Source organism: Azospirillum rugosum, assembly GCF_017876155.1.
GTDB lineage: Bacteria > Pseudomonadota > Alphaproteobacteria > Azospirillales > Azospirillaceae > Azospirillum > Azospirillum rugosum.
The window spans coordinates 1-13921 of the sequence record NZ_JAGINP010000048.1; the positions used below are offsets into that span (position 1 = coordinate 1).

At 60.6% G+C, this 13921-nt stretch carries 18 protein-coding genes; 6 read left to right on the forward strand and 12 right to left on the reverse strand.

The window, feature by feature from the left end; translation table 11 throughout:
* Window positions 1–35: 35 nt before the first annotated feature.
* The 8 genes from J2851_RS34980 to J2851_RS35015 all read right to left on the reverse strand — a co-directional run bounded on the left by J2851_RS34980 (window position 36) and on the right by J2851_RS35015 (window position 4564).
* On the reverse strand, window positions 36–701 hold the full coding sequence (locus J2851_RS34980; protein WP_209773873.1) for a LysR family transcriptional regulator: 666 nt from the start codon (window positions 699–701) through the stop codon (window positions 36–38).
* Between the two features lie 108 nt (window positions 702–809).
* Window positions 810–974 (reverse strand): hypothetical protein, encoded by a 165-nt coding sequence (locus tag J2851_RS34985; protein WP_209773875.1) that lies wholly within the window; start codon window positions 972–974, stop codon window positions 810–812.
* A gap of 30 nt (window positions 975–1004) precedes the next feature.
* Window positions 1005–1514 carry a DUF1269 domain-containing protein gene (locus J2851_RS34990; RefSeq protein ID WP_209773877.1) on the reverse strand — a complete coding sequence of 170 codons (510 nt, stop codon included), beginning with the start codon at window positions 1512–1514 and terminating at the stop codon, window positions 1005–1007.
* Window positions 1515–1634: 120 nt separating this feature from the next.
* Entirely contained in the window at window positions 1635–2084 is a 450-nt protein-coding gene (locus J2851_RS34995) for a hypothetical protein (protein ID WP_209773885.1), read from the reverse strand.
* Between the two features lie 27 nt (window positions 2085–2111).
* Window positions 2112–2393, reverse strand: coding sequence for a hypothetical protein (locus J2851_RS35000; RefSeq protein ID WP_209773888.1), 282 nt, complete (start codon window positions 2391–2393; stop codon window positions 2112–2114).
* A 68-nt stretch (window positions 2394–2461) separates the two neighbouring features.
* A complete protein-coding gene (locus J2851_RS35005; protein WP_209773890.1) occupies window positions 2462–3187 on the reverse strand; it encodes a hypothetical protein in 726 nt (241 codons plus the stop codon).
* A 50-nt stretch (window positions 3188–3237) separates the two neighbouring features.
* Window positions 3238–3846 carry a hypothetical protein gene (locus J2851_RS35010; RefSeq protein WP_209773893.1) on the reverse strand — a complete coding sequence of 203 codons (609 nt, stop codon included), beginning with the start codon at window positions 3844–3846 and terminating at the stop codon, window positions 3238–3240.
* 46 nt (window positions 3847–3892) lie between these two features.
* Window positions 3893–4564 (reverse strand): CerR family C-terminal domain-containing protein, encoded by a 672-nt coding sequence (locus J2851_RS35015; protein ID WP_209773901.1) that lies wholly within the window; start codon window positions 4562–4564, stop codon window positions 3893–3895.
* A 123-nt stretch (window positions 4565–4687) separates the two neighbouring features.
* Between J2851_RS35015 and J2851_RS35020 the strand changes: the two genes are divergently transcribed.
* From J2851_RS35020 to J2851_RS35045, 6 genes are all read left to right on the forward strand, one after another.
* A complete protein-coding gene (locus tag J2851_RS35020) occupies window positions 4688–5284 on the forward strand; it encodes a TetR/AcrR family transcriptional regulator (RefSeq protein WP_209773904.1) in 597 nt (198 codons plus the stop codon).
* A gap of 5 nt (window positions 5285–5289) precedes the next feature.
* Window positions 5290–6363 carry an efflux RND transporter periplasmic adaptor subunit gene (locus J2851_RS35025; RefSeq protein ID WP_209773906.1) on the forward strand — a complete coding sequence of 358 codons (1074 nt, stop codon included), beginning with the start codon at window positions 5290–5292 and terminating at the stop codon, window positions 6361–6363.
* Window positions 6360–9665 (forward strand): efflux RND transporter permease subunit, encoded by a 3306-nt coding sequence (locus J2851_RS35030; RefSeq protein WP_209773916.1) that lies wholly within the window; start codon window positions 6360–6362, stop codon window positions 9663–9665. Before J2851_RS35025 ends, J2851_RS35030 begins: the two co-directional genes overlap by 4 nt.
* On the forward strand, window positions 9662–9943 hold the full coding sequence (locus tag J2851_RS35035) for a hypothetical protein (protein ID WP_209773918.1): 282 nt from the start codon (window positions 9662–9664) through the stop codon (window positions 9941–9943). The genes J2851_RS35030 and J2851_RS35035 overlap by 4 nt, the downstream gene beginning before the upstream one ends.
* Before the next feature lie 192 nt (window positions 9944–10135).
* Entirely contained in the window at window positions 10136–10288 is a 153-nt protein-coding gene (locus J2851_RS36785; protein ID WP_370881334.1) for an alpha/beta hydrolase, read from the forward strand.
* A 135-nt stretch (window positions 10289–10423) separates the two neighbouring features.
* A complete protein-coding gene (locus J2851_RS35045; RefSeq protein ID WP_209773920.1) occupies window positions 10424–10561 on the forward strand; it encodes an SDR family oxidoreductase in 138 nt (45 codons plus the stop codon).
* A 62-nt stretch (window positions 10562–10623) separates the two neighbouring features.
* Here J2851_RS35045 and J2851_RS35050 read toward each other — a convergent pair whose 3' ends face one another.
* From J2851_RS35050 to J2851_RS35065, 4 genes are all read right to left on the reverse strand, one after another.
* Complete coding sequence (locus tag J2851_RS35050; protein ID WP_209773923.1) at window positions 10624–11379, reverse strand: SDR family NAD(P)-dependent oxidoreductase; 756 nt, start codon at window positions 11377–11379, stop codon at window positions 10624–10626.
* Between the two features lie 232 nt (window positions 11380–11611).
* Window positions 11612–12079, reverse strand: coding sequence for a MarR family winged helix-turn-helix transcriptional regulator (locus J2851_RS35055; protein ID WP_209773930.1), 468 nt, complete (start codon window positions 12077–12079; stop codon window positions 11612–11614).
* Window positions 12080–12264: 185 nt separating this feature from the next.
* Window positions 12265–13317 carry an NAD(P)-dependent alcohol dehydrogenase gene (locus J2851_RS35060; RefSeq protein ID WP_209773933.1) on the reverse strand — a complete coding sequence of 351 codons (1053 nt, stop codon included), beginning with the start codon at window positions 13315–13317 and terminating at the stop codon, window positions 12265–12267.
* Between the two features lie 102 nt (window positions 13318–13419).
* Window positions 13420–13791 (reverse strand): organic hydroperoxide resistance protein, encoded by a 372-nt coding sequence (locus tag J2851_RS35065; RefSeq protein WP_417281625.1) that lies wholly within the window; start codon window positions 13789–13791, stop codon window positions 13420–13422.
* Window positions 13792–13921: the final 130 nt, after the last annotated feature.

A 13921-nucleotide genomic window follows, 5' to 3' on the forward strand; every position in this document is an offset into this window, starting at 1 on the left:
GGACGTCGTTGCGGGTTTGGTCTAGCAACTTGATCCTACAGCGAAATTCGCTCCACGCCAGCCTCCAACGCCGACCTCCGTGAATATTGTGGGGTAACTATAAAGTGTCGGCCGCGCAGGTCAGTCCACTCGATCCTTTGCATCGCTGCAAGCTCATGCTTTTCCGAAACAACGACGAAGACCCGCTCGCCCCACAATCTCGTCGTCTCGCATCCGACAACTTGTGGATTCCCCGTCAGGAACGCGATGTCTATCTCGTGTTGGCGGACTGCTGCGATATGCTCTGTCGGAGCACCCTCGACAAATTTCGGGTGAATACCAGGGAGTTGCTCGCCATAGCGTGCGAGCAGTTCGGCGAGGAAACCCGACGCAAGCGACGTAAATATACCGATCCGGATCATGCCCTTCTCGACGCGTCCTGCGGCCCCGACTTCCTTTACGGCAAGGTCGATCTCGTTGATTGCGGCGCGAGCCCGCCTTAGAAAGCTCTTCCCCGCTTCTGTAAGCGTTACACCACGATGATGCCGGATGAACAATGCCGCACCAGCAAGGTCTTCCAGATCGCGGATGCGCCGGCTGATCGCCGATTCTTGCACGCCAACCGCGATTGCCGCCTGTCGGAAGCTTCCGTACTCGGCGGCTGCGATCACGTAGCGAAGTTGCCTTAGTTGGATTTCGGGTTCACGGTCACCTTCGGCCAATCACTTCGACTCCCCCCGTCTTTGGCCGCTGCGCCGAAATCGCCCCCGACGCGAGTTCACCCGCTGTAGCCGTTGCCACCGAAGATCCCAGGCGACTTCCTCTGAGGGTCACTGCCAATTATGCTGCAAGACCAGGATAATCGCAGGCCCCGAGAGCAGCGCCGCAATAATAATGAGCTGCGGCAGGACGCGCATGATCGACTTGCTACAGAAACTAATAGCTCTTTTGCCGCCATCCACGGCAGAATTTCGGCATTTCGATTTCGCCACCATGACACGCTCTTGCCTCGTTTCTGCAGGCATTCAGGCCTTCGAGAGAGCTTCCTGAAGCTTCTTTTCCTGTTCGGGCGATAGCGAAGTCTTTAGCACGCGCGCCTGAACTCCGGAAAACTCGGCGAGAACCTTTTCCGCTTGTACCTTGCGAACCAGTATAAACAGCGCGGAGCTTGAAGGAGCTATGGTTGCCGCCAACGCCTCGATGAACTCGTCGTCGATCCCATAATCGGCCAGTGAGCCGGACAGGGCGCCTGTACCCGCGCCTACGAGGCCACCGATAGCGAGACCGGCAAGGGGATTCAGGAACAGCAGACCAACAAGACTGCCCCACAATGAGCCCGAAATCAGACCGGACGAAGCGCCGAGAGCAGCCAGATTGAGGCTCTGTTTCAGATGAACCTTGCCGTTCTTGTCGCGTATAGCGACGACCGCGTCTTCGAGGTCGACAAGGTATTCTTTCTGAAGACCCGCAAGCTTGAGCAGAACGGCATCTGCGATTTCTTCAGACTCAAAGCCAATTACGATAAGATTCGACATGAATATCGTCCTTTCTTCTTTTCGAACTACAGGTGGCCTCGTTGGCCAGCGTGCTGACGAGCGAGCGTTGCGATGCAAATTGTTCGATGCTGGATGCGTCCAAGCCAGTCCGGTTTCGCATCAAGACTTGCGCGATGCCAACAACCTGCGCAGCGCCGAAACTATACCGATCCCAAGCGTCAGACTGCTGCCGAGAGTTTCGACGCGATGACCCGCGGCTTGGACGATTTGCGCCATCCCTTGGGTGTCCGCCGTGAGGGTATCGAGGGCCGCCGCCTCCATTTCCTCGAGCGCCTGCAACTCCGGCGAACGTCGCTCACGCAACGTATAGGCAAGCAGCAGAAGGGAGCAGACGAGGTAGAGCGCGGCGATTGTCAACGTTGCGCCGAGTGCGCCGAGGGGTGCCACGATCCCGAGGAAGAGCGCATACGTCCCCAACCCCGCAGCAGTGACAAACGCCGCGACCGCGAGCGCGCCGGCGACAGCGCGTCGTATGAGTTGTTGAAGGAGAACCTGGCGACGCAGGAGCGCGACCCGGCCGTAAAGTTTGACGGAATTGAGCGTGGACATGGCGATCCTTTTGGTCGAGGCAGGGGGCTAGTGGAGATGGCGTCCGATCACGACTCCGACGGCTACGCCGATGCTGAGAGCGGCAAGTGCCGTCAGCCGCGGAAACCTGTCCAACTCGTCCGCGAACTCGTCCAGGGTTTCGTTGATCGCCTTCAGGAATGTATCGACGTCATCAGTCCGGGCGGACATGTCCGGCGGCGGGCCGGTGGTGACAGATTCAGCACTAGCGTTTCCTGCGGTCGTGGCAGGCCCGGTGGCCTCCGCTCGGATCTCCGCTCGCAGTGCCTGGATCTCGCTCATCAAACTCATACGGGTTTCTCCTTAGTATGCGCCGGAGGCGGGATTTGGGGCGATCTCCCGCCTCCGGCCCATAGGGACTATTTTTTTGCGTCCTCTATGGATTGCCGGATTGAGGCATAGGTGTCGAAGAAGAGCTTCTGCGCGTCGGCATAACTCTGCTTGGTGGTCTCCCAAGCCTGCGCGGATGCGTCCTGGAGACGGGCAGCACGAGCCTTGGCCTCATCCGCCTGGGCCTTGAGGGCTATAATCCTCGCGTCGATCGCAGCACGCTGATCGGCGGCGAGTTTTGTGGCATCAGCCTTGAGATCGTCGATCGATTTCTGCCAGGCCTTCTGGCGCGCATCGAGTTCGGCTTCCAGGATCGCTCGGCGCGTGGCCAGGTCAGTCTTCGCGCTCGCCAGATACTCGTCGCGCGCGGTCTGGAACGCCGTCCAGTTCTCATCAAGCGACTTGCGTGCCTCGGCGACCTGGGCGTCCGTCCATGATCTGGCCTTGGCAGCAGCTTCATCCGCCTTCGCGCGATAGGCGTCGCGCTTCTCGCGAAGCACCTTGACTGTCGCGTCGGCCTTGGCCCGGGCATCGCCCTGGAGCCTGGCGGTCTCCTTCTCCAGCACAACGATGCTGGCATCGAGCTCGGCAAGGCGGTCCTGAGACCATTCAACGGCCCGTCGGGCCAGGGAAGGGTCGTCCTGAATAGCAGTCTGGTCCTGCGGAGCGACACCCTGGGCAAATGCGGTGGGCGCCGCTAACAACACGGTCTGGCTGAGAATCGCCAGGGCGAATGTGGAAAATCGAAGCTTCATCTCTTGCTCTCCTATAAAGCCGTTGTTCTCGTGATCATCGGAAGCGTCGATCAGAACAGCTTCGAGAAGGCGTCCTTGATTCTCTCGATCGTGCGGTCGTGAACGGTCTTTGCGTCGGCCAACCCGTTTTTCACAGCGGTCCAGGACTCGTCGCCGGCATCCTTCGCGTCGCCGATCCGCGCCTGGAACTTCTCCGCTTCGTCGGACAACTGCTTGATGGCCACATCGAAGTCAGCGCGGGCCTTGTCCACGACGCTCTCGGCCTGCTTGCGCAGATCGGCGAAGGATGCTTCCCACGACTTGCGCTGCGCTGCGACACGCGCCACGACGGCTTCATGCACGCTCTCGCCCTGGTCCTTTGCCGCCGCCAGGAAGTCCTGGAAGGCCGTTTCGACTTCGACCCATTCGGCTTCTAGCGCTTCCCGGGCATGCTCGAACCCGCTTTTCACGCTATCCGCTTCCGAGCGGAGCTGATCATAGTAGGTCTGGACCTTGGCGCGCGACGCCTGAAGGCGCACAAGCGCCGCCTCGGCCTGCGCACGTGTATCGTCCGTCAGCTTGTCGGCCGTCTTTTCGACTTGAGAAACGACGGCGTCGATCTCGTCCAGGCGTTGTTTCGCCCAAGCGACGGTTTCATGGGCCTTCGATTGGTTGCTCATTGTGCATTTCCTTTCCTGTTCAAATTGATCATTGCTGCGCGAGCGGCTACTGAGTGCGATGGACCCTAAGGAAATCGCTGCGGCAGAGATCGCGGACCATGTCCTCGATCTGGCCGATGCCGTCCGGCTGGATCTGCGTCCACCCCATGCCGCGCAGCATGATGCCCCGCAGAAACCTGAACCCGACGATGGCCGTCACCATCGCGCTGATGCGCAGCCGCAAGGCCTCGTCGTCGGAGGACCGTCCGGAGATCTCGGCCGCGCTGCGTACGAGACGTTCGATCATCGGCGCGATGGCTCGGTCGTGAATGACGGCGAAAGCTTCGTCATTGTCATAGGCGCAACGCGCGACGAACGACGTCCAGGAATGTGGCTCGGCATTCTCCAGCATGATTTGGAGGAAGTTGCTAAATGCCTGTTCCAGACGAATGGTCTTGTCGGGAATAGCTTCGGCGTCGAGAACGGCAAGCGCCTCGTGGAAGCGGCCATCAGCATAGTCCGCGATCATATCGGCCGCGGCGAGATAGAGCTCCTTCTTGCCCCCGAAGTGATAGGGGATTGCCGAAAGGGTCGTGCGGGCCGTCTTTGCCAGGGCGCGGGTGCTGGCACCTTCATATCCCACCGCACCGATGACTTCGATTGCCGCTTCGATCAGCTGCGACCGGGTTTTGACGCTTCGGGCCTCGTGGCCACTTGGATGGGCGGAATGGGGGCTCATCGATTTCGCTCCTTGGTTTCCGCCAATAAATAGTTCATACGAACGAACTTTTCAATTGACCTACATCAAAACCTTCGATATTTCCGACTTAACGAACGTTCAGTAACCTGACGGAGGCTTCACATGCAGATCGCCGACACGCGAATCTCAATTCTGGAGACCGCAGCGCGGCTCTACGCCGATCTCGGCTACAGTGCCGTGTCGATGCGCGATGTCGCCACCGCAGTGGGCGTGACGCCGGCCAATCTCTACCATCACTTCAAGGGCAAGGACGAACTTGTCCGGGAAGCCGTCGCGCATGTCTTCGCCCAGAAGACCGCACCGATCGCAGACTTGCTTGACGCCCAAGGGGAGGGCACCGATCGGCTCAAGTTTTTCGTCGATTATTTCGTTCGGCTGCTGACGGATGATTGGGTCTTCTTTCGGTTGCTGGTGCGCGAACTGGTCGATGGCGACGAGAAACGTCTGAACGATCTCGCACGCTCCGTTCTCGAACGTCCCTTCCGATCCGTGAGTGGTCTTGCCGGGCAGGGCCAGTCTGCCGACGAACGGTTCATGGCCACGATATCGACGATCGCCGTCATCCTCGGCCACGTCCTTCTTTCGGGTCTTCTCCCGCATTTGCCGGGCGCAAGCCCTGATCATTCGACCCCCACCGCCATTGCGATGCACATCTCCACGATGTTGCGCCGCGCCTTCCAATCCAACGCAAAGGACTAGGTGCCATGCGCAACATATCCCGCGCCTTCGCTTTTCTCGCTCTCGGCTTCCTATTGCCTGTACCGGCAGTTTCGGTTGCCGAAGAGGCCGCAGCCAATTCTCCACCGCTCCCCTTGGTCAAAGTCGTACGCAGGGATATTCCCGTCACCTACAGCGTACCCGGCTCGGTCATTTCCGATGGACGGATCGAGGTGTCGTCACGGGTGGTCGGTTTCATCGAGCAGCTCGACGTCAGGGAGGGGCAGACGGTCGCGCGCGGCGACCTGCTGATCCGCATCGACCAGACCGATATCGATGCGGCAATCCGTCAGGCTCGTTCCTCCGTCACCGCCGCCGAGGAAGATCTCGGAGATGCGGAACAGGATGTCGAAAAATACACAAGCCTTGCCAGGACCGGGGCGACAGCCACCGAGACCCTGCGTAAGGCCAAGGTCAGGGTCGCGACCGCAAGCGCCACGCTCGACAAGGCCCGCTCGGCGCTTGGCGCCGCTGAAGCCCAGAAGGGGTATGCCACCATCACCAGTCCGGTCGATGGTGTGATCGTCTCGGTCGCAAGGCGCAGCGGCGAGATGGCGACGGCCGGCACCACCATCCTGACCGTGGAATCCCACGAGGTGCTCCTGTTCAAGGCTTTCATTTCCGAGGCCAACCTTGCTGCGGTCAACACCGCGACCCCGGTTGCCGTACGGATCGATACGCTCGGCGGAGCGACGTTTCAGGGGCGCATCCGCGGGATCGTTCCTTCGGGCGACGACGTCACCCGCCGCTATGAGATCAACGTCATTCTCCCGAAGGACGCCCGCCTTGTTCCAGGCATGTTCGGGCGGGCGGAAATCCGTCTCGGCGAGCAGAAGGCTGCCGTTGTTCCACAGGCGGTAATCGTCAACAGGGGAGGACTGGACGGCGTGTTCGTTGTCCAGGACGGGACCGCGCGGTTTCGCTGGCTGCGCACCGGCCGCGTTCTCGGTGACGATATCGAGGTCGTCTCCGGTCTTTCCGATGGGGAAACTATCCTTTCGGCCGTCGGCGACGCCGTGCGCGACGGCTCCCCTGTCGCGGTCGAGGGGCGCGCACGATGAGCGAGATTCGACTGAACTTTGCCGGCCGGCTGGCCCAGACCTTCATCACCTCGAAGCTGACCATTGTCTTCATCATCGCCGTTGCGTTGATGGGCGTCGTCGCCGTGCTGCAGACACCGCGCGAGGAAAACCCGCAGATCGTCGTCCCCGCTGCCACCGTGAGCGTCGCCTTGCCAGGAGCCTCGGCTGCCGAGGTCGAACAGCTTCTCGTTACGCCGCTTGAGGGCATCCTCAAGGAAATCCAGGGCATCGATCATATCGATAGTACCGCCCAGAACTCCCTCGCCACCGTGCAGGTGCAGTTCAAGGTCGGCGAGCCGAAGGAAGAGTCGCTGGTCAAGCTCTATGACCGGGTTCTGGCAAGCCGCAGCAAGCTTCCCTCCGACGCCGGCACGCCCCTGGTGCAGAGCATCGATGCCGACGATGTTCCCATTGTCACCTTCACGCTCGCTTCGCCAAAATACGATGACTATGCCCTGAGGCGTATTGCCGAACGGATGGCAGAGCGCCTGCGCAGCACCGAGAACGTCTCGGTGGTTTCGATCAAGGGTGGGCACGAGCGTGAAATCGCCGTCGAGCTCGATCCCGATCGCCTCCAGGCCTTTGGCGTCACCCTGACCCAGGCCTATTCAGCGTTTACGGCGAGCAACCTGTCGGCTCCGCTTCAGCCCACTGTGCGTGATGGAAAGGTCGAAGCGATCAAGCTCTCCGCCTCCTTCACCTCCGCCGATGACGTCCGAAACCAGATCGTCGCCGTTCACGAGGGGCGGCCGGTCTATGTCCGCGACGTCGCAACAGTCACCGACGGACCACCCTCCGAGATCACCGCGCTCAGCCGCTTCTCCTTCGGGCCGGGGGACGACCGTGGCGCAGACGCCGGGATGGCCGACATGCCGGCCGTGACAATCGCCGTCGCCAAGAAGAAGGGTGCCAACGCAGTCGTGGTTGCCAATGCGGCCATCGACCGCGTCGAGCGGATGCAGGCATCCTTCGTCCCCAAGGACATCCAGGTCGTCGTCACCCGCGATGACGGCGAGAAGGCCGATGCCGCGGTGAACCTCCTTCTCGAGCATCTTCTCGTGGCGTTGGGGACCGTCGGGCTGGTCCTGATCTTCTTCCTCGGCTGGCGCGAGGCGATGATCGTCATGGTCACGGTTCCCCTGATCCTGTCGATCACGCTGCTGGCCGATCTTCTCGGGGGCGTCACCATCAACCGGGTGACCCTGTTCGCACTCATTCTGGCGCTCGGTCTGCTGGTCGACGCCGCGATCGTCGTGATAGAGAACATCCACCGTCACTACGGAACCGCCAAGGCTGGCGCGGACAAGCAGGCGATCACGATCCTGGCGACCAACGAGATCGGCAACGCCACCAATCTCGCCACCTTTGCGGTCATGCTGGTCTTCGCTGCCCTGTTTCTCGTCACCGGAATGGCAGGCGACTACTTCTATCCGATCGCCTTCAATGTTCCCATTGCCATGGGGGCCTCCGTCGTCGTCGCCTACATCGTCACCCCCTGGGCGGCCAACCGGTGGCTTCATCGTCATGATGTTCAGGAGGAGGATGCCCACGAGCAGGAGGCCTCGCACGGCCAGCCGGGACGGATGGAGCGCCTGTATCTGCGTCTGTTCAGGCCCCTCCAGCAAAGCCGGTCGGTGCGGATTGGGTTCGGTCTGGTTATCGTCGCCATGATGCTGGCATCGAGCATGCAGGGCGCGTGGCAGTTCGTCCGGCCCTCCGGTGTTGGCGGCGCAAGTTCGTATCTCGGGGTCCCGATCGGCTTTCTGCCGAAAGACAACAAGAATACGTTCAATATCGTCGTTTCGATGCCGGAAAATACGCCGGTGGAACAGACCGACAGGTTTGTACGCGAGATTTCCGTGCAGTTGTCGAAGGAGCCTGAAGTCGTCAATTACCAGACCTGGGTCGGCCAGGCCGGGGTTGAGGACTTCAACGGCCTGTTCAAGGGAACGGCCGGACGCACCGGCAATCATGTCGCCGAGATCCGCGTGAACCTCACCGACAAACATCACCGTTCGAAAAGCTCGATCGACATCGTGCGGGAATTCCGGCCGAAGGTCGAGGCAATCCGCGCCGCATATCCGGGAGCAAAAATCTCGCTTGTCGAGGACCCGCCCGGACCGCCGCTGCGCTCGACGGTTCTCGCTGAGCTTTACGGTCCGGACGACGAGGGTCTGCGCACCCTCTCCGCGCAGGTGCGCAAGGCTTTCGAGGAAACCTACGACACCGTCGACATAACCGACACCGAGCCGGTCGACGTGCTTGAGCATCGCATCGAGCCGGACAAGGAAAAGGCGGCGCTCTCCCGGATCTCGACCGCACAGATCGCCGAAGCGCTCATACTTGTCTATGGTGGAAACACGCTGAGCCGCGCCCATCTTGCCGACGAACGCAACCCGGTCGCGGTCCGTGCATTCGTGCCTCGCCGCTATGCCGTCGATCCGACCCGTCTCGACCGCGTCTTCGTCAATAATAGCGACGGCAATCCGGTGCCGCTTTCCGAATTGGTCAGGATCGTTCCCACCGCGGCAGACCGGCCGATCTTTCACCGGGACAACGAGAAGGTGACGTTCGTCGGCGCTGAGCTGTCCAGCACCGTGCCATTCTATGCGGTGCTCGACCTGCAGAAGCGGCTGAACGCCATCACCGCGCCGGATGGGCAGCCACTGAGGACCGGCAATCTCGGCTTCAAGGAGGATGTCCCCGACACCATTGGCGGCTACCAGCTTCTGTGGGGCGGCGAGATGCGCATGACGCTGGATGTCTATCGCGACATGAGCGTTGCCCTGGGCGGTGCGTTGCTTGCCGTCTATTTTCTGCTTGTCGCATACTACCGTTCGTTTTTGATCCCCATGATCGCGATGTCGTCCGTGCCGCTCGGCATCATCGGCATCTTTCCGGGCCACTGGCTGGTCGGCGCGGACTTCTCGGCGACTTCGATGGTCGGCATCATCGCACTCTCCGGCGTCGTCATCCGCAACTCGCTGCTGATTATCGACTTCATCCAGGACAACCTGCGGCAAGGCATGCCGCTCGACGTTGCGACCCGGCAGGCAGGCGCCGTACGCCTTCGCCCGATCCTCCTGACGACGCTTGCCATCATCCTCGGCTCGGCGATCATGGTCACTGATCCGGTCTTCGGCGGTCTCGCCATCTCGCTGATCTTCGGGACGGTGGTCTCCACCGCGCTCACCGTCTTCGTCGTGCCGGTTCTCTACGAGATCGACGCAAAGAGGCGGCTTCGGCGCGCTGCCCCGACCCGCGCAGAGACCGCCACGTGACGCTTCAAGAAGTCAGCGCAATCCCGGCGGGGGCAAGCCGCGCCGGGATTGCGACCGCTTCCGGGAAGCCGGTCAACGTCCGGGGCAGCGCGGGGAAGGGGATGAGAAGACTGATTGCGGGCGTCGTGACGTTGTTCGTCAGCTATTTTGCGGCATGTTTCGTGCTGTGGGAATTTCCATTGCCGCTGGTCGGCCGGGAACCGGACATCCCCATGCTCTGGATTGTCGCATCCATCGCGTTAGCGGTTCTTGTCTCGTGGCTCGCCGCGGAGCTTTAGCGCAGAAAGAAGTTCGCCAAGCTTATCCGGCTATGTCTCCGACAAGGACGCCATCACCTATTCTCCCGACCAGCTCGCAGGTTTGTTGGCGTCTCTCGCGCGCCAAAAGACGAGGTGTAGCATGACCGACGTCGGCCAAAGCATGGCCGGCTGGCCGGCAGGCAGGGCGATGCGATTTCAAGGCTGCATGTTATTCTCGCGGCTCCGGATATCGATGTCGACGTCTTTCGCGCGCAGATCGATGTGATTGGCCCGCTTTCGCCGCCGATGGCGATCCTCGTTTCCCGCCACGACCTCGCTCTGCGCGCCTCCGAGCTTCTTTCGACCGACCGACCTGAACTGTGAACGATCTCTCCGTCGAACAGGTGATCGGGTTGTGCTCGTGTACGTCTTACCATCGGCCTGTGCGGATACGCCCATTCTCCGCGATCTGCTGGCGCGGCAGGATGGCGCCGAGGGGCTGTCGCTGAGAACTTAGCGGTGTACTTCCTGCCCGTCGGCCGGCCGTGCAAGCCGAAAGACGCCGCGGCTGCGGTGGTGTTCCTGGCGTTGGAACAGGCGAGCTTCATCACCGGAGCCAACCTTCGGGGCGATGGCGGCTCGTTGATGGAGATCTGACGGTGGCACGCAATAAGCCCGAGCGAACCGAAAGCGACATTTCGGCCGCGTGCGCGGAGCTGTCAAAGGATCTCGACCAAACCGCCATCGACAGGCAGGGTCACAGCGTGAATGAAATCAGCCTCGTCGCTGACAAGGAATAGTGCGGCATTTGCAATGTCTTGAGCAGTGCCTATGCGGCCGGCCGGCTTCGCAGACAGCCCCGCCTTGGTGCCGGCGTCAGAGGAAAAATGGGCGACCATGGGTGTATCGATCAATCCCGGCGCGATAGCATTCACGCGAATGCCCTTGTGTCCGTACGCCGCTGCAAGTTGCCGAGTGAAGCCGACGACACCATGCTTCGTACTGGTATAGGCAGCTCCGCCGCCACCACCACGCAAGCCAGCACCAGACGTAATGTTCAGGACAACGCCGCGGCCATTTGCGATCATGTGCGGGAGAACCGCGTTCGATACGAGATAAAGGCTCGTCAGGTTTATCGCGACGATCTTGTCCCAAAGTTCCCGTGACGTGTCGAGAGACTGCGCGAAGTTGTCGAATGCGCCGGCCGTATTGCTGAGGATTTCGATGCGGTGGAAAGCATTGATCGTCGACTGCACCGCGGCTATGACGCTCTTCTCGTCTGTTACGTCGATCGACACGGCAATCGCGGTTCCTCCACCGCTGGTGATTTCGTCGGCGACAGCATGGGCTTTTTCAGCATTGATATCGGCGATTGCTACTGCAGCGCCTTCCTCGGCGAAGCGAATGGCCTGCGCGCGTCCAAGCCCCGATGCGCCGCCGGTGATGAGCGCTGATTTTCCTTCCAGACGTTTCATTCTCGTTCTCCTTCTTAAGTTTTCGTAGTGCGACAACGTTCGAGCCAACCGGGCGAGGTGATGATCAGTGCCCGGTACTGACCGACGTTCAAAGGGCTGCGCCCATGGCTAGCGTCTCCTCTGTAAACGACGGATGAGATAAAAAGCGAACTCCGCCGCTACAGGCACCATTCACAGTTGGCGCGGGCTTGGCGCAAGTTGCAGTGATCTCGCGAATTCAGCGATTGCGGCGTTAGGCAAAGACCGTCGCCAGACGCGCTACGAGCGTCTGAGCCTGGTCGCGCAAGTCCTCGACCTCGCGGTGTTCCATGCCCGTCTTCCGTGCAAGCGCTTCCGGAATGTGGAGCGCGCGTTCGCGAAGGGCGCGGCCATACGGCGTCACCCCGATCAGTACACGCCGATCATCGGTCGGATCGCGCGCTCGCTCGATGAAGCTCGTTTGCTCCATGCGCTTCAGGAGTGGGCTCAATGTGCCGATGTCCAGATGCAGGCATTCGCACAACTCGCTCACGGAAACAGGCTCCCGCCTCCAAAGCACAAGCATCACGAGATACTGAGAATAGGTTAGACCCAGTGGAGAGAGCAGAGGTCGATAAAGTCGCTGCAGCATGTTAGTGGCCGCGTATAAAGGGAAGCAGACCTGTCGATCGAGCCTAAGCAGATCGTCATGATCGTCTGAGTTGGGCGAATTCTTTATCATGACAGTCTCACCGTTTTATCCACGTTATCATCTGCTTTTGTCTCACCAGGAAGGCAAACGGCAGCACGTCCCCGAGGAGGACCCCCGCTGTTCGAGCGAAGCCATGGCCGACGCTCAAATTGTTGGCACTATCCCGGTTGACGACCGCTAACCTTTCCGCCGGTCGGGTCGCCAATCGCCGCCCATCAGCCGGTTTTCAGCGAAGCCATATCAATGACGAAGCGATACTTGACTTCGCTTCGCACTATGCATGCATAGGCGTCCTCGATCTTCTGGATCGGGATGAGCTCGATATCGGCTGTAATCCCGTGCATTCCACAGAAGTCGAGCAGCTCCTGCGTCTCGGCTATGCCACCGATCATCGAACCGGCCAAGTTCCGTCGTTTCAGGACCAGATTGAAGACGCCGACAGAAAGGGGCTTGTCCGGGAGGCCTACCTGTACCAACGCTCCGTCCCGTTTCAACAGCCCGAGATAGATATTGATGTCGTGAGGGGCCGAAACCGCATCGATGATGAGATCGAGACTCGACTGGCGTTTTTCAAGTTCGGCCTGGTCCGTCGAAAGGACGACTTCGTCAGCACCGAGACGATGACCGTCGGCCACTTTGGAGACCGATGTCGTGAAGAGCACCACATGTGTGCCCATGGCATGAGCAAGCTTAACCGCAATGTGGCCGAGGCCACCCAATCCGACGACCCCGACTTTCCTGCCTGGACCGGCTTTCCAGTGACGAAGCGGCGAGTAGGTTGTGATCCCAGCACAGAGCAGCGGTGCGGCTGCAGCCGGATCGAGATTGTCGGGTACGCGTAGTACGAAGGCTTCCGGGACGACGATGTGACTGGAATAGCCGCCGAAAGTCGGGCCACCCAAAAAAGGGTCCGTGCTGTTGTATGTACCGACCCAGCCTTCCTCACAGAACTGCTCAAAGCCTTCCCGGCAGCTTTCGCAGGCGCGGCAGGAATCGACCAGACACCCTACCCCAACCATGTCGCCGACCTTGAACCGCGTCACGTCGGGGCCAACAGCCGCGACACGCCCGATGATCTCATGACCCGGTACGCAGGGATAAAGCGTGTTGCCCCAATCGTTGCGGGCCGTATGAAGATCCGAATGGCAGACGCCGCAGAAAAGGATATCGATCAGGACGTCGCCGGGACCCGGATCGCGGCGTGAAAACGAAAAGGCAGCCAGCGGAGTGGTGGGGTCAGACGCTGCATATCCGGTGCATGTAAACATGTCTGCGACCCTTTCTTGTTATGGGTTGCTAATGAGAAACCGAACGTCGGCACTGCGGAACCGGCGAAGAATGACCTTTACGCCGTTCTGGGGACCACCGTATCAGCGAGTATGGACCGTCAGAGCCACGTCGATATTGCCGCGGGTTGCATTGGAGTATGGGCAAGCCCTGTGCGCGTCGACGACGATCGCTTCGGCAATCGCCTGATCTACCCCGGCGATGGTCACATCAAGGGCCACCGTCAGGGCAAAGCCGCCATTGCCGTTCGGCTCCATCCCAACGGTCGCAGCCACGTCCACATCGTTGTCTCGAATTTTCTTGTCCTTGTTACGGGTGACATGGATGACGGCGTTGCCGAAGCATGCTGCATAGCCTGCAGCGAAGAGCTGTTCCGGGTTGGTGGCTCCCCCCTTTCCACCGAGGGCTGCGGGCATGGCGAGTTGAAGGTCGATCAGGCCGTCGTCGCTTTGCACCGTGCCGTTTCGGCCGCCAGTGGCAGTTACCTTAGCCCACGCTATTCATAGTGCCCTCACTGGGCTGATGGCGCTGCAACCGTGACGAGTCGGATTGCGGGGCAGATAGCTTGAGGCGGGCATGTGGCGG

Excerpts from the sequence above, each read along its gene's own strand:
- J2851_RS35015 (WP_209773901.1), bottom strand. The coding sequence starts at position 4,564 with ATGAGCCCCCATTCCGCCCATCCAAGTGGCCACGAGGCCCGAAGCGTC.
- J2851_RS35000 (WP_209773888.1), bottom strand. The coding sequence starts at position 2,393 with ATGAGTTTGATGAGCGAGATCCAGGCACTGCGAGCGGAGATCCGAGCG.
- J2851_RS34985 (WP_209773875.1), bottom strand. The coding sequence starts at position 974 with ATGGTGGCGAAATCGAAATGCCGAAATTCTGCCGTGGATGGCGGCAAA.
- J2851_RS35050 (WP_209773923.1), bottom strand. The coding sequence starts at position 11,379 with ATGAAACGTCTGGAAGGAAAATCAGCGCTCATCACCGGCGGCGCATCG.
- J2851_RS35055 (WP_209773930.1), bottom strand. The coding sequence starts at position 12,079 with ATGATAAAGAATTCGCCCAACTCAGACGATCATGACGATCTGCTTAGG.
- J2851_RS35020 (WP_209773904.1), top strand. The coding sequence starts at position 4,688 with ATGCAGATCGCCGACACGCGAATCTCAATTCTGGAGACCGCAGCGCGG.
- J2851_RS35060 (WP_209773933.1), bottom strand. The coding sequence starts at position 13,317 with ATGTTTACATGCACCGGATATGCAGCGTCTGACCCCACCACTCCGCTG.
- J2851_RS34995 (WP_209773885.1), bottom strand. The coding sequence starts at position 2,084 with ATGTCCACGCTCAATTCCGTCAAACTTTACGGCCGGGTCGCGCTCCTG.
- J2851_RS35030 (WP_209773916.1), top strand. The coding sequence starts at position 6,360 with ATGAGCGAGATTCGACTGAACTTTGCCGGCCGGCTGGCCCAGACCTTC.
- J2851_RS35025 (WP_209773906.1), top strand. The coding sequence starts at position 5,290 with ATGCGCAACATATCCCGCGCCTTCGCTTTTCTCGCTCTCGGCTTCCTA.
- J2851_RS35005 (WP_209773890.1), bottom strand. The coding sequence starts at position 3,187 with ATGAAGCTTCGATTTTCCACATTCGCCCTGGCGATTCTCAGCCAGACC.
- J2851_RS34990 (WP_209773877.1), bottom strand. The coding sequence starts at position 1,514 with ATGTCGAATCTTATCGTAATTGGCTTTGAGTCTGAAGAAATCGCAGAT.
- J2851_RS35010 (WP_209773893.1), bottom strand. The coding sequence starts at position 3,846 with ATGAGCAACCAATCGAAGGCCCATGAAACCGTCGCTTGGGCGAAACAA.